The following is an 18,245-nucleotide window of genomic DNA, read 5'->3' on the forward strand; positions in this document are numbered from 1 at the left end:
GCTGACCCCCAATCGACGCCACATCATGGCCGGAGCCGGCGCCATCGCGCTCAACGCGGCATTGCCGATCGCAGCCCGCGCGGCGTCCTTCGCCAGCAAGCGCCCGCCGCTCGCCCGGCGGCTGTTCACTAGCCCGGCCGTCGAGGCCGAGATCGCGCGGGTGAAGGCCGTCATCGCCGATCCCGAACTCGCCTGGATGTTCGAGAATTGCTATCCCAACACGCTCGACACCACGGTCGAGACCGGGTCGGTCGACGGCAAGCCCGACACCTTCGTCATCACTGGCGACATCGAGGCAATGTGGCTGCGCGACAGCTCGGCGCAGGTCCAGGCCTATGTCCATCTCGCGCCGCGCGACCCAGCGTTGCAGCGGCTGTTTCACGGGCTGATCCAGCGCCAAGCGCGCTGCATCCTGATCGATCCGTATGCCAATGCCTTCATGAAGGACGCGGCGGCCAGGAGCGATCTCGAATGGTCGCAAAAGGACCAGACCGACATGCGGCCCGGCGTCGCCGAGCGGAAATGGGAGATCGACTCGCTTTGCTATCCGATGCGGCTCAGCCACGCTTATTGGACGACGACGCGCGACAAGGCGCCGTTCGACGATAGCTGGGCACGCGCGATGAAGCTCGCGGTCGCGACCTTCCGTGTGCAGCAGCGCAAGGACGGACAGGGGCCGTATCATTTTCAGCGCGCCGCGGCACAGCCGACCGACTCGCTGATCCTCGACGGTTACGGCGCGCCGACCAGGAAGATCGGCCTGATTCATTCGATGTTCCGGCCGTCTGACGATGCGTGCGTCTATCCGTTCCTGATCCCGTCGAACCTGTTCGCGGTGTCGGCGCTCCGCCAGCTGGCAATGGTCCATCGCCAGGCGCGCAACGACGCCGTGGCGGCGCGAGACTGCGAGACGCTGGCGGCCGAAGTCGAGGCCGCGTTGAAGGCCCATGCTTTAGTTCCGGACGGGCAGGGCGGCCGGGTCTGGGCCTATGAGATTGACGGGTTCGGCAACTGGCTGTTCATGGACGACGCCAACGTCCCGAGCCTGTCGGGCCTTGCGCTGATCGACGCAGCCAGGCGCGACGATCCGTTGTTCAGGCGCACCGCGGCGCTCGCCTGGAGTCCGCGCAACCCCTATTTCTTCCGCGGCAAGGCGGCCGAGGGGATTGGCGGCCCGCATGTCGGGATGGACCAGATCTGGCCGATGTCGATCGTCACTCATGCGATGAACGCCGACGACGACGCGACGATCATCCAATGCCTGCGCTGGTTGAAGGCGACGCATGGCGGCACCGGGTTCATGCACGAATCCTTCGACAAGGATCGGCCGGCAAAGTTCACGCGGTCCTGGTTCGCCTGGGCCAATGCCTTGTTCGGTCAATTGATCGTCGAGTTGGCCGCGCGCAAGCCGGCGATCCTCGCCGGCCGCATCTGATAATCCGGAAGGGAAGAACGATGATCACCGCCAGCCGCCGCCAATTGCTCGCCGGCGCCGGTCTTGCCGCGCTCGGCAATGCGATGCCCGGCCTAGCCTGGGCAGCGCCGTCGGTCGCCGCCCGGCCCGATTTGTTCGTCGGCACGGGCGGGCACGGCCATACTTTTCCGGGGCCGTCGCTGCCCTATGGCATGGCGCAGCTGGGCCCCGACACCAACAATATCGGCTGGGACGCGTGTTCGGGCTATCACCGCGACGACCGCTCGATCATGGGTTTCAGCCACACGCATCTGTCGGGCACCGGCATCGGCGATATGCTCGACATCTTGGTGGTGCCGACGCGCCAGCCGCTGATGCTCGAGCCGGGGCCGGTCGGCGATCCCGACAAGGGCTATCGCCAGCGTTTCTCCGATGAATATGCCGAGCCCGGTTACTATCGCGTTCGGTTGGAATCGGGCGTCCAGGCAGAGTTGACCGTCACCGATCGCTGCGGTCTCCACCGCTATCGTTTCCCGAGCGGCCCGGCGCATATCCTGATCGATTTCGCCCATGCGATGCTCGACACATCGGACAAAGGCGGGCTGCTCGAGAATGCCTCGCTGGCAGTGGATTCCGACGGGGTGCTGACGGGCAGCCGGACGGTCAACCGCTGGGCCAAGGGGCGGCATATCCATTTCGCGATGCGGCTGTCGCGCAAGCCGGACCGCGTCCAGTTCTTCGGCGATGACGATACGCCCGCCGCCAAGGACGCGACGAATGTCGCTGGGGGAAAGCTCAAGGTCGCGCTGTTTTTCGACGATGCCGGCGGCGATCCGATCCTGATCAAGACCGGACTGTCGGGCGTCGACGTCAAGGGCGCGCACGACGCATTGGCCGAGATCCCCGGTTGGGATTTCGATGCCGTCCATGCCGCCGCTCGATCCGCCTGGGCCAGCGCGCTCAACCGGGTACGCGTCTCGGGTGGCACCGAGGCGCAGCGCACGATCATGGCGAGCGCGCTTTATCACGCGCAGCTTGCGCCGACCTTGTTCGCCGATCGCGACGGGCGATATGTCGGGCTCGATCGGCAAGTGCATCAGCTGGCGCAGGGCGAGCGCGCGTACAGCGCCTATTCGCTGTGGGACACGTATCGCGCGCTCCATCCGCTGCTGACACTGATCAATCGCGATCAGGCGAAACTGTTGGTGCGCGACCTGATCCGGCAGACGCAGCAAAGTCCCTATGGCCCGCCGGTCTGGACGCTTCAGGGATCCGAGACCGGCTGCATGATCGGCTGGCATTCGGTGTCGGTGCTCGCCGAGGCGCATGCCAAGGGCATCGAGGCCGATTATGCCGCGGCCTGGCCCAATATCCGCCGCCGGGCCTTCGATCGCGATTATAAGGATTCCGACGGCTCGTTGGGCCGCGGCTATTATTACGACCTGAATTACATTCCTGCCGACAAGATCTGGGAATCGGTCAGCCGTACGCAGGAATATGCCTATGACGACTGGGCGATGGCCCATCTGGCGGAAGCGGCCGGCGCGACGGAGGATGCGGCTACCCTGCGCAAGCGTTCGCGGAATTATCGCAACGTCATCGATCCCAAGATCGGCTTTGCGCGCCCGCGCTTTACCGATGGTTCGTGGTGGGAGAAGTACGACCCGATCCAGCTCGGCCATGACGTGCCCAAGTGGCGCGATTATACCGAAGCCAATGGCTGGCAGGCGACCTTCCTCAACCAGCATGACGTCTATGGCCTGATCGAGCATTTCGGCGGCGACGCGGTGTTCGAGGGCAAGCTCGACGCGTTGTTCAACGGCCCGTCGACCTTGCCGGCCAACGCGCCGCCCGACATTTCGGGCCTGGTCGGGCAATATGCTCATGGCAACGAACCCGATCAGCACGTCGCCTATCTCTACGCTTATTGCGGCGCGCCGTGGAAAACGCAGGCAATGGTCCGCCGGCTGCTGACCGAGATGTACAAGGCCGATCCCGACGGCGTGATCGGTAACGACGATTGCGGCCAGATGAGCGCCTGGTTCGTGCTGAGCGCGCTCGGTTTCTATCCGGTGGATCCGGTCAGCGCGATCTACGTCTTCGGGTCGCCGCTATTCGACGTCGCCGAGGTGGATGTCGGCAACGGCCGGACGCTTATCGTGCGCGCCAATGCCAACGGGCCCGACCGTCCGTACGTCCAATCGGTGCGCTGGCGCGGCAAGCCCTGGACGAAGAACTGGATCGCGCATGCCGAGCTGATCCAGGGCGGCGATCTCGTCTTCGAGATGGGCGCGCAGCCATCGCGGTTCGGCGCGGCGAAACGCGATCGCCCGCCCTCGTTCGCACGCGGGCCGGCGTAACCCCCAGGACACGGAGCCGCAGCGCGGCGCCGAATATTTTTTAGACAGTCGAGAGCAGTTTCAATGGTGTGTGCGTGGTGTGTGCTGACGATGAACGCGGTGATGCAATGAGTGCCGGCGGGTCGTCTCCGTTTTTTGCCGGTGTCGAGCTTGGCGGCACGAAATGTGTGTGTACGCTCGCATACGGCCCCGACGTGATCGTCGATCAGCGGACCGTGCCGACCACCACGCCATCCGAGACCTTGCCCGCGATCTGCGCGATTCTGTCGGACTGGGAGCGGGACCATGGCTTCGCCGCGATCGGCATCGCCTCGTTCGGCCCGCTCGATCTCGATCCCGATTCCCGGCGCTATGGCCGGATTACCAGCACCAACAAGCCCGGATGGCGGGGCGCGGACGTTCGCGGCATCCTGTCGGCACTCTTCTCCGTGCCTGTGGGCTTCGACACCGACGTCAATGGCGCCGCTTTGGCGGAGATTCGTTGGGGCAGCGGGCAGGGGTTGAGCGACTTCGCCTATGTCACGGTCGGCACGGGAGTCGGCGTCGGGCTGATCGTCCACGGCCAGCCCACGCGCGGTATCGGACACAGCGAATTGGGCCATATCCGGGTACCGCGGCTGCCGGCCGATCGGGTAAAAAGCGCGTGCTCTTACCATGACGATTGCGTCGAGGGCCTCGCCTCGGGGCCGGCGCTGCTTGCCCGGCTGGAGGGACGGCCGCCATCGGATCTGTCGCCCGATGATCCGGTATGGGACCCGATCGTCCACACGCTTGCCGCCATGTGTCATGCGTTGGTGTGCGCGACCGGGCCCTATCGGATCGCGATGGGCGGCGGCGTCGTCTCCGGCCAGCCGCATTTGCTCGACCGGGTCAATGCGGCGCTGATCGAGAGTCTCGCGGGCTATATGCCCCTACCCCGCGGGGGGGATTATATCGTGGCACCGCGGCTGGGCGATCTGGCCGGCCCGCTCGGCTCGATCGCGCTCGCCGCCAACGCCGCCGGTTGAGACTTATCGCCAGCCGAGGGCCGGGGCGACGTGCTTGAGGATGCTTTCAAGCACGTGCGCGTTGTACTCCGCGCCGAGCTGGTTGGGCACGGTCAGCAGCAACGTATCGGCTTCGGCAATCGCTTCGTCCGCCTTTAGCTCCGCGACCAGGCGGTCGGGCTCGGCGGCATAGGAGCGGCCGAAAATCGCGCGCATATTGTCGATGACCCCGACCTGGTCGCCACCGCCGTCACGGCCGAAATAGGCGCGGTCCTGGTCGTTCATCAGCGCGAAGATCGATCGCGACACCGACACGCGAGGCTCGCGGCTATGGCCCGCTTCCTTCCACGCGGCGCGGTAAGCGCGAATCTGCTTGGCTTGCTGGACGTGGAACGGCTCGCCGGATTCGTCGGCCTTGAGCGTCGAGCTTTGCAGGTTCATGCCCATTTGCGCCGCCCAGATCGCGGTGGCGTTCGACCCCGAACCCCACCAGATACGCTCGCGCAAACCGGGCGCGTGCGGCTCCAGTCGCAACAGGCCGGGAGGATTGGGAAACATCGGCCGCGGATTCGGCTGGGCAAAGCCTTCGCCCTTCAACAGTTCGAGGAACACCTCGGCATGGCGGCGCCCCATATCGGCATCGCTCTGGCCCTCCGCCGGCGAATAGCCGAAGTGCCGCCAACCATCGATGACCTGCTCGGGCGAGCCGCGGCTGATCCCGAGCTGCAGGCGTCCCCTGCTGATCAGGTCGGCGGAGCTTGCATCCTCCAGCATGTAGAAGGGATTCTCGTAGCGCATGTCGATCACGCCGGTACCGATCTCGATGCGGCTGGTCCTGGCGCCGATAGCCGCGAGCAGCGGGAATGGCGACGCCAGTTGCTGCGCGAAATGGTGCACGCGGAAATAGGCGCCATCGGCGCCAAGCTCCTCGGCGGCGACGGCGAGGTCGATCGATTGCAGCAGTACGTCGCTGGCGGAGCGGGTCGCCGATTGCGACGATGCGGACCAATGTCCGAACGAAAGGAAGCCGATTTTCTTCATGCCGGAGAGCTGGCGGTCGATCGCTCGCACCGCAAGTCGCCCGTCGGAATTTCACTGTTTCCGATCCGTTAGGATTGGCGTTGAGTGCCACCGGATCGCGATAGACTAGGATCCTCTGACGGGCATTGTCGAGTCCGATGCCGGGATCGCCGGTGCGACCAGCGAGGCCTTCACGCCGCTAGCGACCCTTGCCGGGTCGGGCGGCGGGTTTTGCAAGTGCGGGCTTCGCCTTCATGCATTTCGCCATCATGTCAGAGGACATGGCTCCTTTCCCCTTCATCTTCATCTTGCCCGGCCCGCTCATCGCCATGTCCATTTTATCCATCATCGGGCATTTGGCCGCCATGGGGACGACTTTGGCCGCCGTCGTCTTGCGCGGATGATGCCGCGCGTGAGTGTCTTTGGTCGCGGAAAAGGCCGGAGCAGCAAACAAGATCGCGAAAGTCGCGATGATAAGGGGTGTCTTCATTCTGAAAATTCCTCTGGTCGGGTGAGCGTGTCAGAAGCCGATCCGGTTCAAGACACTGTGGACGGCGGCGGTCAGGAAGCCCAACCAGGCGCCGAACACGAGCGACCAACACAGGCCCTGGACCAGAGCGGTCGGGGATGTCGTGTCGGCGGTGGTGAATAGCGTGATAAACGCGTGCGTCGCGCTGACCGGCACAAACGCCAGAAGCCAGCAGAGGATAAAGCTGATGCCAAAAATAAGGGCGCCCGCTGCGGTGAAATGCACGAGCAGCGACTTGTTCGCCGATCGCCCTCCGATACCAAGTGCGGTCATTTCTGCCTCCCGAACTACCTCACTGGTGATCGGCTCGCAACAAATCGCGGGATATACGTAAATACCCGACATAGGCATTTTCGTCCGTCAAATAATTGTGGATGGCCGCCACGCAATCGAGGCGCCTTCGTAATTATACGTATTCATCACAGGGGGCGGCGGTCGTAATTAAACCAGATGAAGTATGACTAATGGGGGTCATGTTTCTTGCATGGGCCAGGTTGCCCAACGGAGATTTACGCCATGCTTCTTAAGAGAAAGATCATTCTTTCGCTCGCCGGACTGGCGATGCTCAGCAATTCTCCAGTCATCGCCGCAAACATTCGGCACGCGTTCTTCATGCGTGGATCGATTGTCGCCGAAGACGCCACCGGCACGGTTGTTTGCGTCGGGAAAGAAGACGGCGCGAAGGTTGGGCAGGTTCTCACCGTTTATCGCGTCAATATCCTGGGTGGTCCCCAAAAGGGGCCCGGTCCGGCCTATCGCCGCGACCTTATCGGACATGTCAGGATCGATCATCTGTTCGAGGGTCATTTCGCCCATGTCAGTGTGGTCGACGGAAAGCCCGCGGTGAACGACATCGTCGAACTCCGGAAAAAATGAACGCACGGCGGGAGCGGTTGATGCCGCTCCCGCAGATCCCTAACGCGCCCCGGCTGAGCTCGGCGACGATGTAGTGGGATACGAAGGAATGTTCCGCTTTCTATTCGATCGTATTGAAAAGTTGGGCAGAATAGCGGCGGCGCGCTGATTTGCTCTTCGCGCTCAAGCGGAGAAGAGCCGATGGTCGGGCAAGCGGACCAATGCGGCCGCTTGCTCAAATCAGCGGCGCTTGGCGTCAATCTACCGCTCAGCCCAGGTCGCGCACCCAGATGTTGCGATAGCTGATCGGCGGGCTGGGATCGCCATGGGCCTGTAGCTTGATCGGCGCACGATCAAACGCCTTGTAGCTCGGCTTGCCGATATAGAGCGTCTCGCCGAGCAACGAGACATGGTTCTGGACCAGCACGCCGTTGATAAAGGCAGTGACATGGGCCGGGGTCTTCAACGTCCCATTCGCGTCGAAAATCGGCTTGTCCCACACGACGTCCACGCTTTGCCACTCTCCCGGCTTGCGCACCGGATTGGCGAGCGGCGGGTATTGTTTGTAGATCGCGCCGGCCTGGCCGTTGACATAGGTGTCGTTCTTGTAGCTGTCCAAAATCTGCAGCTCATAGCCGGAATCGCCTGGGCCGGTTGACGCCAGGAACAGGCCGCTATTGCCGCGTGCCTGACCCGTCCCGGTGACATTGGCTGGGATGCGATATTCGAGATGAAGCTGATAGCTGCCGAAAGATCGGCGCGTCTGAATGTTGCCCTTGTCCTTCGCCACGGTGGCGATTCCGTCCGCCACGGTCCAGCCCGCCGGCGCGCCGTCCTTCACATTCACCCATTGATCCAGCGATTTGCCGTCGAACAGCACGATCGCGTCGGATGGCGGCGATGCCGTTTCACTGCTGCTGGGGGTCACTACCGGCACGGTGGGGGACCAGACCTCCGTGTCCTCCGGCTTCGGCTTGGCGTCCTGCGCCAGGGCGGCAAACGGGGCCATGGCCAGCAACAGGCTAGCGCCCCGCAGGATCGATTTCATCGCATTCTTCCTCTCGATAGGGTTCGGTCAGCGGAGCCGCCACGGCGTCGCCCGCTCAGGCCAGGGCGCCGGCGCGGAACTGCTTCACCGCATGGTCCACTGCCCGGCAGGTCAGCGCCATGAACGTCAACGACGGATTGACGCAGGAGATCGAATTCATCTGCGACCCATCGGTCACGAACAGATTGGCCGCGTCGTGCGCCTGGTTCCACTTGTTGAGCACCGAAGTGCGCGGATCGTTGCCCATCCGTGCGCCGCCCATTTCGTGGATCGCCTCGCCGGGAACATGCTCGGACTCGCCGCTGGTCACGTTGACCAAACCTGCCTGGCGCAACATCATCTCGCCCTGGGCGCGGGCATCCGCCATCATGCGCAGTTCGTTGTCCCGGAACGTCACGTCGAACCGCAGTTGCGGGATGCCGAAACGGTCGACCCTGGTGGGATGCAGCGAGACGCGATTGTCCTCATAAGGCAGGCATTCGCCAAACGCGCCGATCGAGAATTTCCACGGATCGTAGCGGCGCATGCCTTCCTTCATCGACGCGCCGAAGCCGACCGGCTTGGACGGGCTGCGGCTCGCGCTACCCTGATAGCCATAGCCACGCTTGAAACCGACGCCGTCATCGGTGCCGACGTTGCGGAAACGGGGAATGTAGATCGCCCCGGGGCGGCGGCCATATTCGATATATTCGGTCATGCCCGGCACCTCGCCCGAGATATGGGTGCGGAAGATATGATCCATGACGTAGCGGCCGAGCGTGCCGCTCGTGTCGAAATAGCTGCGATCGGTCCCCGGCGCGCGGCTGTTCATCAGGATCTGGACCGACGCCATCGCCGACGCGCACAGGAAGACGAGAGGGGCCTTCACCACTTCGGCCTGGCCGGTTTTCGCGTCGACGAAGCGGACTCCGGTCACGCGCTTGCGCCGGGGATCATATTCCAGGTTCGACACGACCGCATCGGACCGGATGGTGAGGCGGCCGGTCGCGCGGGCGGCCGGCAAGGTGACCGCCTGGGTCGAGAAATAGGCACCGAACGAGCAGCCGTTGGAGCATTGGTCGCGGAACTGGCATTTGCTGCGATTCTGCTCGGGCTTGTCCTCGGTCATGTTCGAGAGCCGGGCGTTGATCAGCTTTCTGCCGGGGAAGGCGCCTTCCAATCGGCCCTTCACCCACTTCTCTGCCACGTTCATCGGCATCGGCGGCTGGAACTCGCTGTCGGGCAGATAAGCGAGGTTCTCGCGCGAACCGGAGACGCCGATATATTTCTCGACATAGGAGTACCAGGGCGCGACGTCGTCATAGCGGATCGGCCAGTCGCCACCGACCCCCTCGCGCTTGTTCGCCTCGAAATCCGCCGGGCTCCAGCGGAAGCACCAGCGGCCCCAGATCAGCGACTTGCCGCCGACCGCCGCCGGCCGGATCCAGCGGAATTTGCTGCCCTCGTCGGTGACATAGGGGTTCAGGCGGTCGTCATTGTAGAATTGCAGGTTGCTGGTCGACAGATAACCATATTTGGCGATGAAATAGTCGCTCTCCACGATCGCTTTGGGGACCTCGCCCCGTGCCGGCAGTTCGAAGGCCGGCTTGCCGTCATAGGGATAGCCCTCCTGATGCTCGACCATGAAGCCACGGTCGAGCATCAGAACGCGCAGGCCTTTCTCGGTCAGTTCCTTTGCGGCGAACCCGCCGCTGATCCCCGAGCCGATGACGATCGCGTCGAACTTGTTGGTGGATGCCATGGGTAGATGCCTTGAAGAGGGAGATCAGAAGCGCAGTGCGCGCAGATTCCGGAAGCTGGTGGTGATATCCGGCAGATAGGGGGCCGGTGCTTCGTCATTCTCGACATAGAAATGGCGGACGCCCGATGCGCCGGGCAGCTTGAACAGCCCCGCGAAATCGATCGTGCCGGTGCCGACGGCGGTCATCTTCTTGTCCGCCCGCATGTCCTTCACATGGAAGGCGTAGAGGCGGTTGCCGAGCCGGGTGATCAGCTTGCCGGCATCCTCGCCGGCGTGAACGGCCCAATAGAGATCCAACTCCAGCTTCACCAGCGACGGGTCGGTTCCCGCGACCAGACGATCGTAGAGGGAAGTGCCGCCAAAGCGGGTGGTGAATTCGAAATCGTGATTGTGATAGGCGAGGCCGAGGCCCGCCTCGCGCGCCTGCTTCGCGAAGCGGTTGACGTTCTCCACCACGCCGCCGAACCCCGTATCGGTGCGAAGCTCGGGGGGCAGCCAGGGCATGACGATCGTGTCGGCGCCCAGCGTCTTCGCCATCTTCACGGCATCGGAGAATTTGGTCAGCAGCACGTCATAGGACACGTGAAGCGACGGCGCGGACAGTTGCAGCCGGTCCATCGTCCGGCGCAGCAGCGCGTGGTCCATCTTGTCGTAATTGCCGCCGCCGAACTCGACCTCGCGATAGCCGATACCGGCGACCTTCTCGAGTGTCGCGACCGGATCGCTCTGGAAGATCTCGCGCACCGTGTAGAGTTGCAACCCGACCTTGCGGACCTGTGCGGCGCGCGCGAGGCCCGCGATGCTGCTTGCGGCCATTACCGCCCCCATGCTCGCAACGAATGTGCGTCGATCGATCGTCATGCCGAATAGACCTTGTTGACGTTGGAATAGAGATAGTCGCCGTGATATTCGCCGGGGACGGGCAGATATTCCTGCTCCTGGGTCATCCCGATCTCGGACGTGTAATATCCGGTGATCACGAGTTGCCGGAACGCTCCGAAGAAGGCAGCGCCGTCGGCGAATTGCGCGTTCATCGCGGCGGTGAGCAGCGCGTCGAGTTGCTCGGGCGTCGCCTGGGCGGTCGGCACCTTGTAATCCTGAAGGCACTTGGCCTCGATCGCGTCGAGGCCCGCGAGGATCGGAATCCTCTCCTGGGGAAGTGCCCAATCGGCGAGCAGCTTTTCGATATAATCGGGCACGCCTGCCTTGATCGCGCCGGGCGTATCGGTGGTGGGGATCACGCGTTCGCTCAGCTGCGTCATCAGCGCGCGTTGTGATGGGCTAAAGACCTGCACGCTTGGCGGTCCTTCGCTGATGACGGGACGCGAATCCTTGCCGACCAGCCCGGCCGCGCGCGCGATCGGCGCGAACAGCGGGGCGCCGAACAAGGCGGCCATGCCGGCAAGGGCGGTTCTGCGGTCTATCATTGCGGGCCTCCGGGCCGATGCGAAATCGGGGTGTCGCTCTTCATGCCGCGTCGATCTCCCTATAGGCGGCGATCAGCCGGTCTTCTCCCGCGCGCCCGGCGAGCGAGTTGCCATGCTCCATGCCGATCACGCCGTCATAGCGGCGGCCCTTCAGCCAGCGGACGATGTTGCGGTGGTTGATTTCGCCGGTGCTTGGCTCGAGCCGGCCCGGATTGTCGCCGAACTGGATATAGGCGATCTCACTCCAGCAGGTTTCGAGCGTCGGGATCAAATTCCCCGCCTGGATCTGGGCATGATAGAGATCGGCGAGCACTTTGACCGCCGGGTTGGCGACCCCCGTGGCGATGGCATATCCCTGCGGGATCGTGCGCATGAAGATGTTGGGGTGATTGGTGATCGTGTTGAGCGGCTCCATCACCAGGATCAGCCCGTTTTGCGCGGCGATATCGCCCGCGCGCCGCATCACCTCGATGATCCGCGCGGTCTGAATGTCGACCGGCACCTTCGGGTCCATGAAGCCGGTGACGACGGTCATCCATTTCGCGTCGAGCCGCTTGGCGACATCGACCGAGCGGCGGATGTCGGCGAGCATGGCATCCTGCTCGGCGCGATCGCCGGAGCCCAGCAGCGGCCGATACTGACCCCATTTCGGCATGCTCGCGACCAGCACGCCCATCGTCATGCCGCGCTGCCGCAGCGCCTTGCCCATGGCTTCCTGCTCGGCGACGGGGCGCGCAGCGGCCTCATTGTCTTCCCAGGCGGTGAAGCCCTGATCGGCGGCATAGGCGATCTGCTCGATCAGGCCGCCCCGGCTGGCGAAACTGCCCTCGTGCGGCGCGAATTTGAGCGAGAAGCGCGCGGCATTCTGCGATGCCCCGGCCGCACGCGAATAGCTCGCCGCGCCGATCCCTGCCAGGGTGCCGGCCAGGACGGAACGGCGGGATGGTGTCGGTTGTCGCGGCATCGCCTTTATCTCCTTTCGCTTATTTGGCCGTAGCCGTCGTCAGATAGGCGATCACCGCCGCGCGCTTCGCCGGATCGGAGAGGCTGATCGGCATCTTCGTCCCCGGCACCTTCTTGGTTGGCGCCGCCAGGAATTGGTCGAGCGTCTTGGCATCCCAAGTCAGGCCCGAGCCCTTCATGGCGGCCGAATAGCTGAAGCCCGGAACGGACCCGGCACGCCGGCCGATCAGGCCGGAGAGATTGGGGCCGATCCCGTTGCGGCCGCCCTTGGTGACCGTGTGGCACGCTGCGCACATGCCGAAGGCCTGGGCGCCGGCCGGGGTGCTTTGCGCGCCCGACGGCACGGCGAAGACCGCGATACCCGCCATCAGAGCAGGGGCGGCGGCCAGGCAGTAGATCGGCTTCATCAATACTCTCCTGGAGATGGGTTCCGGGTTACAGTCGCGGCTTGCGGATCGAGGCCCATCAGCGCGCGATTGGCGCTGCGGTCGGTACCGCTCGACGCGAAATCATCGAAGGCGTGGGGCGTGACGCGGATGATATGGTTCTTGATGAAAGGCGCACCTTCGCGCGCGCCGTCTTCGGGATGCTTGAGCGCGCATTCCCATTCGAGCACGGCCCAACCCGGAAAGTCATAGGCCGCCATTTTCGAGAAGATCGCGCCGAAGTCGATCTGGCCGTCGCCGAGCGAACGAAAGCGGCCGGGGCGGTCCACCCAATTCTGATAGCCGCCATAGACGCCGGCTCGCCCGTTCGGTCGGAACTCCGCATCCTTGACGTGGAAGCAGCTGATCCGCTCGTGATAGATGTCGAGAAAGGCGAGATAATCGAGCTGTTGCAGCACGAAATGGCTGGGGTCGTAGAGGATCCGGGCGCGCGGATGCTGGTCGACCGTGTCGAGGAATCGCTCGAACGTCACGCCGTCGTGCAGGTCCTCACCCGGATGGAGCTCAAAGGCGCAATCCACGCCGCAGTCCTCGAAAACATCGAGGATCGGCCGCCAGCGCTTGCCGAGCTCGGCAAAGGCCTCGTCGATCAGCCCGGCCGGACGTTGCGGCCAGGGATAGAAATAGGGCCAGGCCAGCGCGCCCGAGAACGTCGCATGCGCGTCGAGCCCCAGACGTTGGCTGGCCTGCGCGGCGAACTTCACTTGTTCGACTGCCCAGGCCTGGCGCTCGGCCGGCTTGCCCCGCACCTGCTCGGCCGCGAATCCGTCGAACAGACTGTCGTAAGCGGGATGGACCGCGACGAGTTGACCCTGGAGATGGGTGGAAAGCTCGCTCACCACGATTCCGTGCTTGTCGAGCGTGGCACGGAGATCGTCGCAATAGGCCTGGCTTTCCGCCGCCGTGGCAAGGTCGATCAATTGCGGCGTGCAGGGGATCTGGACCGCCACATATCCAAGCCCGGCGGCCCATTCCGCCAGATGATCCAGCGTGTCGAATGGCGGCTGGTCGGACAGGAACTGGGCGAGGAAGATGCCGGGGCCCTTGATCGTCTTCATCGTGCCTCTCCCGCGATGGCCACCCAGGCGCGGGCATCGTTCGAACGGATCGCGCAATCGATGAAGCGCGCCGACCGCAGGCCATCATCGATGCCAGACAGCAGGCCATCCTTGTCCGCACCGTCGATCATGTCGGCGAAATCCCTGTAGAGCGTCGCGAACGCCTCGATGAAACCCTCCGGATGTCCGCTCGGCAATCGGGTTGCTGCTTGCGCGGTCGGATGCAGGCCCGGCCCTCCGGCATGGACGATCTCGGTCCGCGAGTCGGGCCAGCGCAGGATGAGGTCGCCCGGCGCGTCGTGGCACCATTCGAGGCCGCCTTTGTCGCCATAGATGCGCAGGCGCAGTCCGTTGCGTTCTCCGGTGGCGATTTGCGAGGCGGTCAGGATGCCGGGCACCCCGTCCGTAAAGTGCAACAGCATGTTGCAATCGTCGTCCAGCTGCCGTCCTGCGACCACCCGGGGAAGGTCCGCGATCAGCTCGATGGCGCGCAGGCCGCTGACATATTCGGCGAGCTGGAAAGCGTGGACGCCGATATCGCCGATGGCGCCGCCCGTGCCGGCCCGGGTCGGGTCCGTCCGCCAGCTCGCCTGGAGATTGTCGCCCTCGATCCGCTCCGATAGCCACCCTTGCGGATAGTCGACCATGATCTTGCGGACCCGACCGATCGCGCCGCCGGCGATCCGTGCCCGTGCCTCGCGGATCATCGCATAGCCGGTATAAGTGTAGGTGAGCGCGAAGGGCTGGCCCGATCGCGCGACGATCGGCGCCAGCGCCTCGGCCTCGGCCAGCGTCGCGGTCATCGGCTTGTCGCAGATCACTGGAAGACCGGCTTCCAACGCCGCCTTGGCGATCGCGAAATGGCTGTCGTTCGGCGTCGCGATGGCGATTGCCTGCACGCCATCCTCGCGTCCGCGCTCGCTTTCGATCATCGCCTCTATGCCGTCATAGGCGCGCTGTTCCGGAAGACCCCATCGGGCGGCCTGCTGGCGAGACTTCTCGAGCGTCCGGCTGAAGGCGCCGGCGGTCAGCACGAAGCGCGCATCGAGGCAGGCGGCCATGCGATGCACCGGGCCGATAAAGCTTCCGGGACCGCCACCGATCAGTCCGAGCCTGAGAATGTTCTGCGTCATCGAAAATCCGTCCCGGACCGTCAGGGAAGCACGGGCGCGGCCGCGCCGGACTGCTCATCCTGGGGCGGAGCCAGCTTCTCGCGGAAGGCGAGGGCGAAGAGGACCATCGCGACGAAGGCGATCACCGCCGGCACCATCCAGATCGCGCGCCAATTATGGCTGCCGTCGGGATTGGCATGCATGCCGTAGACGACGCCGGCGATGTTCGAGCCGATCACGATGCCGATACCTTGGGTGATCAGGTTGAAGAAGGATTGCGCCCGGGAACGCGCCTCGGCGTCGAACTTGCGATCGACATAGATCTGCCCGGACACGATCAGGAAGTCGTAGCAGATGCCGTGGATGATGATGCCGAGCAGCACCATCGGCATGATCGCGGTCGAACCCTGATAGCCGAAACCGAACAGCAGGAAGCGAACCGCCCAGGCGCCCATTCCGACCACCAGCACCCATTTGATGCCCAGCCGGAAGAGCACGAACGGCAGGCTGACGAGGATCAGCGATTCGAAGATCTGCCCCGCCGTCTGGATGCCGGTCGCCTCGATCCGCGTCCCGAACAATGTCAGGTGCAGGTCCTTGTCGGCGAAGAAGGTGTTGCCATAGGCATCGTAGAAGCTTCTCGGCGTCATCAGCGCCAGGGTGCAGGCGATGAACACCCAGAATGCCGTCTCGCGGTGGCGCAGGATGACGTCCAGTCCCAGCACCGCCGACGGGCTGACGATCCGCCCGCGGGCGCGCGGCGGGGTGTTCGGCAGGGTGAGGGCATAGAGGCCGAGCGCGATGTAGACGATCGCCGCTATCCGCATCGGCAGAGCGGTTTGCGCGGCTCCGACGATCACGCCGACCAGCAGGCCCGCCACGATCCAGCCGATCGTGCCCCACACCCGGACGCCGGGGAATTCCTTGGCGATATCGGTCATCGAGTTGAACGCGATCGCGGTCGCGAGCGGGATGGTCGATGCGTAGAACAGGAAATGGAGCAGGCAGCCGAACAGGAAGAGCGACGGCGAGGACTGGATGGTGGATACCCAGAAGAGCGCGATGCCCGCGCAGATCGACAGGATGCTCAACAGCTTCTCGGCCGCCATGAAGCGGTCCGCGATCATCCCGACGAACAGGGTGGAGGCGATCGTCGCGATGCCGACCATGCCATAGGCAGCGCCGATGATCGTGTCGAAATGCAGGCCCTTGCTCATGTACGTGCTGAGCGGAACGAGCCAGACGCCCCACGCGAAATATTGCGCGAACATCATGATCGACAGCCGCAATTTGACCATGTGCCGCACCCCTTCAGAGCCAAGGCATGACCTTGGCAGACCTCTCACCCGGCAGGAAACTGGCGATTAGAGAAAAACGCCACCCGATACCGTCACTTGCCTCGATCTTCGCCGAGTCCTCGATTGGCCAAAACAATCATGAGATCGATCTCATTGCAAGCGCAAATTGACGAAAATCGGATATGTCGCGTCAGGAAATCGGCGACTGCCCGGGGACAGGCCCCATGCTTTGCCGGGCGATGACCTCATAAGGCAAAGTGGCATAGACCGGCTGCGTCTGGCGACCGCTCAATATGTCGAGCAGGAGCTCGACCGTTTTTCGGCCGATTTCCGCCATCGGCTGGCGCACGGTGGCGAGCGGGGGGTCGACATACCGGGCCATCTGGATGTCGTCGAAGCCGACGACCGAGACATCGCCCGGACATGAAATGCCGGCGGACCGCGCCGCCGCCAGCGTGCCGATCGCCATTTCATCGCTGAAGCAGAAAATGGCGGTGGGACGTTTGGCGCGCGCGAACAGAGCCATCGCCGCGCCGCGACCCGATTCGATCGAGAAGTCGCCATTCTCGATCACGAGCTGCGCGGCCAGCCCCTGATCCTCCGCCGCTTTCTGCGCGCCCGCCAGGCGGTCCCGGGTCAGCGGACTGTCGGCGGGTCCGATGATGACCGCGACATCGCGATGACCCAATCGATAGAGCGATTGCATGACATCATAGCCCGCCCCCGCATTGTCGATATGCGCGCTCGACACGCCGAGCGATGGCGTGAACTCGCAGCCGTTGACGATGGGTGCGCGGCTGCCATCGCGTTCGAGAATGGTCGCCAGGACGGTGGGCAGGCGGTGGCCGAGGAAGATGATGCCGTCCGCCTCCCGGCGATTGAGCATGTCGGCATATTGCTCCTCGCGCTCGCGCTCGTTGCGCGTATCGCCCAGCAGGACCGCATAGCCCGCTTTCTGCGCCGCTTCCTCGACCCCGCGGATGACGCGCGAGAAGAACGGGTTGGAAATATCCGGGACGGTCACGATGATCCGGCCAGTTCGCGTCGTGCGCAGGCTCGCCGCCACCGAATTGCGGCTATAGCCAAGCTCCTGCACGGCCTTCAACACCCGGTGCCGCGTCGCTTCCGCGACCAATTCGGGCGCGGACAGCACCCGGGCGGCCGTTGCTCTCGAGACGCCGGCGGCCTGCGCGACGTCGCGAATGGTTGTCATGGTAAGCGAATATCGGGAGCGACGGCCGCAACGCGACGATCTGGGTGGGTGATGAGCAGTCCGTGACAACGCATCGCGATACATTTGCGATCGGCCGTCCAATTGACAAGCCCTCTTCGCGGAGGCCGGCCCAGTTCGCCCGAAGCAATCGGTCAAAGGGATTGACCCGCACCCCTTCGAGGCAAGTCAGTCCTCTCTCAGCAAGGTCTCGAAATCCCGTCCGCCATAGAAAATGCCGATTACGACTACATCGCTCTCTTCAACCACGAAGGCTATTGTTACCCGGCGGCGCCAAGCCAGGGTACGCATTCCCGGCCGCAGATCGTCCCTCGGTGTTCCCCGTTCGGGAAATTCGCTCAACCTGGCGATGTGGTCGAGGATGCCATCTGCAAATCGCAACGCGATCTCGGCGTCGGCCGCTGAGGCAATGTAGCTGTGCAAATGGTCAAGCTGGTCGCGCGCCTCGGGCGTAAAGACAATGCGATAGGCCATCGTTGATCAGAAGGCGGCAATCAGATGTCGCGTTTGCCGATCGACGCGCGAACGTCGTCCAGGGAGATTCCGCGTGAGGGGTCGGCGCGATATGCATCATAGGTAGGCAATGCCTGTTGTCGCAGCCAGTCATCCAATGCGCGCTCGCGTGCATTCAATGCTCGAAGACCTTCGCGGATGACTTCGCTCTCGCTGGCATATTCGCCCGACGCAACCTTGGCACGGACAAGCGCAGCCATCTCGTTGGGCAATGTCACGCTGAACTGTTGAGTCGAACGCACGG

The 18,245-nt window shown here is 64.0% G+C and carries 19 protein-coding genes; 4 read left to right on the top strand and 15 right to left on the bottom strand.

Features of this window, described 5'->3' with window-relative positions; all coding sequences use genetic code 11:
- The first annotated feature begins 25 nt into the window (after window positions 1–25).
- The 3 genes from AC1DQQ_RS14920 (at window position 26) to AC1DQQ_RS14930 (ending at window position 4,781) form a co-directional block, all read left to right on the top strand.
- On the top strand, window positions 26–1,435 hold the full coding sequence (locus tag AC1DQQ_RS14920; protein WP_478029694.1) for a glycoside hydrolase family 125 protein: 1,410 nt from the start codon (window positions 26–28) through the stop codon (window positions 1,433–1,435).
- A 20-nt stretch (window positions 1,436–1,455) separates the two neighbouring features.
- Entirely contained in the window at window positions 1,456–3,774 is a 2,319-nt protein-coding gene (locus tag AC1DQQ_RS14925) for a GH92 family glycosyl hydrolase (RefSeq protein WP_478042284.1), read from the top strand.
- A gap of 107 nt (window positions 3,775–3,881) precedes the next feature.
- Entirely contained in the window at window positions 3,882–4,781 is a 900-nt protein-coding gene (locus tag AC1DQQ_RS14930; protein WP_478042283.1) for an ROK family protein, read from the top strand.
- A gap of 3 nt (window positions 4,782–4,784) precedes the next feature.
- Here the strand turns inward: AC1DQQ_RS14930 and AC1DQQ_RS14935 are convergent, their stop codons facing one another.
- From AC1DQQ_RS14935 to AC1DQQ_RS14945, 3 genes are all read right to left on the bottom strand, one after another.
- Entirely contained in the window at window positions 4,785–5,831 is a 1,047-nt protein-coding gene (locus AC1DQQ_RS14935) for an LLM class flavin-dependent oxidoreductase (RefSeq protein ID WP_478045626.1), read from the bottom strand.
- Between the two features lie 148 nt (window positions 5,832–5,979).
- Window positions 5,980–6,270 carry a hypothetical protein gene (locus AC1DQQ_RS14940; protein ID WP_478045627.1) on the bottom strand — a complete coding sequence of 97 codons (291 nt, stop codon included), beginning with the start codon at window positions 6,268–6,270 and terminating at the stop codon, window positions 5,980–5,982.
- A 30-nt stretch (window positions 6,271–6,300) separates the two neighbouring features.
- Window positions 6,301–6,582 (bottom strand): hypothetical protein, encoded by a 282-nt coding sequence (locus AC1DQQ_RS14945; RefSeq protein WP_478045628.1) that lies wholly within the window; start codon window positions 6,580–6,582, stop codon window positions 6,301–6,303.
- Between the two features lie 288 nt (window positions 6,583–6,870).
- Between AC1DQQ_RS14945 and AC1DQQ_RS14950 the strand changes: the two genes are divergently transcribed.
- The gene (locus tag AC1DQQ_RS14950) at window positions 6,871–7,185 is read left to right on the top strand and encodes a hypothetical protein (protein ID WP_478029700.1); all 315 of its coding nucleotides are present in this window, start codon (window positions 6,871–6,873) and stop codon (window positions 7,183–7,185) included.
- Window positions 7,186–7,432: 247 nt separating this feature from the next.
- Here AC1DQQ_RS14950 and AC1DQQ_RS14955 read toward each other — a convergent pair whose 3' ends face one another.
- The 12 genes from AC1DQQ_RS14955 to AC1DQQ_RS15010 all read right to left on the bottom strand — a co-directional run bounded on the left by AC1DQQ_RS14955 (window position 7,433) and on the right by AC1DQQ_RS15010 (window position 18,219).
- Complete coding sequence (locus tag AC1DQQ_RS14955) at window positions 7,433–8,212, bottom strand: 3-keto-disaccharide hydrolase (protein WP_478042280.1); 780 nt, start codon at window positions 8,210–8,212, stop codon at window positions 7,433–7,435.
- A gap of 55 nt (window positions 8,213–8,267) precedes the next feature.
- Window positions 8,268–9,953, bottom strand: coding sequence for a GMC oxidoreductase (locus AC1DQQ_RS14960; RefSeq protein WP_478042279.1), 1,686 nt, complete (start codon window positions 9,951–9,953; stop codon window positions 8,268–8,270).
- Between the two features lie 24 nt (window positions 9,954–9,977).
- Window positions 9,978–10,769, bottom strand: coding sequence for a sugar phosphate isomerase/epimerase family protein (locus tag AC1DQQ_RS14965; protein WP_478042278.1), 792 nt, complete (start codon window positions 10,767–10,769; stop codon window positions 9,978–9,980).
- 41 nt (window positions 10,770–10,810) lie between these two features.
- Window positions 10,811–11,380, bottom strand: a complete 570-nt coding sequence (locus tag AC1DQQ_RS14970) for a gluconate 2-dehydrogenase subunit 3 family protein (protein WP_478029704.1) — start codon at window positions 11,378–11,380, stop codon at window positions 10,811–10,813.
- Between the two features lie 40 nt (window positions 11,381–11,420).
- Entirely contained in the window at window positions 11,421–12,344 is a 924-nt protein-coding gene (locus tag AC1DQQ_RS14975) for a hydroxypyruvate isomerase family protein (protein WP_478042277.1), read from the bottom strand.
- 19 nt (window positions 12,345–12,363) lie between these two features.
- Window positions 12,364–12,750 carry a c-type cytochrome gene (locus AC1DQQ_RS14980; protein ID WP_478045629.1) on the bottom strand — a complete coding sequence of 129 codons (387 nt, stop codon included), beginning with the start codon at window positions 12,748–12,750 and terminating at the stop codon, window positions 12,364–12,366.
- Window positions 12,750–13,847, bottom strand: a complete 1,098-nt coding sequence (locus AC1DQQ_RS14985) for a sugar phosphate isomerase/epimerase family protein (protein WP_478045630.1) — start codon at window positions 13,845–13,847, stop codon at window positions 12,750–12,752. The genes AC1DQQ_RS14980 and AC1DQQ_RS14985 overlap by 1 nt, the downstream gene beginning before the upstream one ends.
- A complete protein-coding gene (locus AC1DQQ_RS14990) occupies window positions 13,844–14,980 on the bottom strand; it encodes a Gfo/Idh/MocA family protein (protein WP_478045631.1) in 1,137 nt (378 codons plus the stop codon). The genes AC1DQQ_RS14985 and AC1DQQ_RS14990 overlap by 4 nt, the downstream gene beginning before the upstream one ends.
- 20 nt (window positions 14,981–15,000) lie before the next feature.
- Entirely contained in the window at window positions 15,001–16,257 is a 1,257-nt protein-coding gene (locus AC1DQQ_RS14995; RefSeq protein WP_478045632.1) for an MFS transporter, read from the bottom strand.
- 190 nt (window positions 16,258–16,447) lie between these two features.
- Entirely contained in the window at window positions 16,448–17,470 is a 1,023-nt protein-coding gene (locus AC1DQQ_RS15000; protein WP_478045633.1) for a LacI family DNA-binding transcriptional regulator, read from the bottom strand.
- A gap of 186 nt (window positions 17,471–17,656) precedes the next feature.
- Entirely contained in the window at window positions 17,657–17,962 is a 306-nt protein-coding gene (locus AC1DQQ_RS15005; RefSeq protein WP_478045634.1) for a type II toxin-antitoxin system RelE/ParE family toxin, read from the bottom strand.
- Window positions 17,963–17,982: 20 nt separating this feature from the next.
- Window positions 17,983–18,219, bottom strand: coding sequence for a ribbon-helix-helix domain-containing protein (locus AC1DQQ_RS15010; RefSeq protein ID WP_478045635.1), 237 nt, complete (start codon window positions 18,217–18,219; stop codon window positions 17,983–17,985).
- Window positions 18,220–18,245 lie beyond the last annotated feature (26 nt).

Source organism: Sphingomonas sp. P4_G3 (assembly GCF_056401105.1).

Coding starts and splice junctions, on each gene's coding strand:
- AC1DQQ_RS14940 (WP_478045627.1), bottom strand. CDS start 6,270: ATGAAGACACCCCTTATCATCGCGACTTTCGCGATCTTGTTTGCTGCT.
- AC1DQQ_RS15005 (WP_478045634.1), bottom strand. CDS start 17,962: ATGGCCTATCGCATTGTCTTTACGCCCGAGGCGCGCGACCAGCTTGAC.
- AC1DQQ_RS14965 (WP_478042278.1), bottom strand. CDS start 10,769: ATGGCCGCAAGCAGCATCGCGGGCCTCGCGCGCGCCGCACAGGTCCGC.
- AC1DQQ_RS14925 (WP_478042284.1), top strand. CDS start 1,456: ATGATCACCGCCAGCCGCCGCCAATTGCTCGCCGGCGCCGGTCTTGCC.
- AC1DQQ_RS14985 (WP_478045630.1), bottom strand. CDS start 13,847: ATGAAGACGATCAAGGGCCCCGGCATCTTCCTCGCCCAGTTCCTGTCC.
- AC1DQQ_RS14955 (WP_478042280.1), bottom strand. CDS start 8,212: ATGAAATCGATCCTGCGGGGCGCTAGCCTGTTGCTGGCCATGGCCCCG.
- AC1DQQ_RS14995 (WP_478045632.1), bottom strand. CDS start 16,257: ATGGTCAAATTGCGGCTGTCGATCATGATGTTCGCGCAATATTTCGCG.
- AC1DQQ_RS14945 (WP_478045628.1), bottom strand. CDS start 6,582: ATGACCGCACTTGGTATCGGAGGGCGATCGGCGAACAAGTCGCTGCTC.
- AC1DQQ_RS14990 (WP_478045631.1), bottom strand. CDS start 14,980: ATGACGCAGAACATTCTCAGGCTCGGACTGATCGGTGGCGGTCCCGGA.
- AC1DQQ_RS14975 (WP_478042277.1), bottom strand. CDS start 12,344: ATGCCGCGACAACCGACACCATCCCGCCGTTCCGTCCTGGCCGGCACC.
- AC1DQQ_RS14950 (WP_478029700.1), top strand. CDS start 6,871: ATGCTCAGCAATTCTCCAGTCATCGCCGCAAACATTCGGCACGCGTTC.
- AC1DQQ_RS14970 (WP_478029704.1), bottom strand. CDS start 11,380: ATGATAGACCGCAGAACCGCCCTTGCCGGCATGGCCGCCTTGTTCGGC.
- AC1DQQ_RS14980 (WP_478045629.1), bottom strand. CDS start 12,750: ATGAAGCCGATCTACTGCCTGGCCGCCGCCCCTGCTCTGATGGCGGGT.
- AC1DQQ_RS14930 (WP_478042283.1), top strand. CDS start 3,882: ATGAGTGCCGGCGGGTCGTCTCCGTTTTTTGCCGGTGTCGAGCTTGGC.
- AC1DQQ_RS14920 (WP_478029694.1), top strand. CDS start 26: ATGGCCGGAGCCGGCGCCATCGCGCTCAACGCGGCATTGCCGATCGCA.
- AC1DQQ_RS15000 (WP_478045633.1), bottom strand. CDS start 17,470: ATGACAACCATTCGCGACGTCGCGCAGGCCGCCGGCGTCTCGAGAGCA.
- AC1DQQ_RS14960 (WP_478042279.1), bottom strand. CDS start 9,953: ATGGCATCCACCAACAAGTTCGACGCGATCGTCATCGGCTCGGGGATC.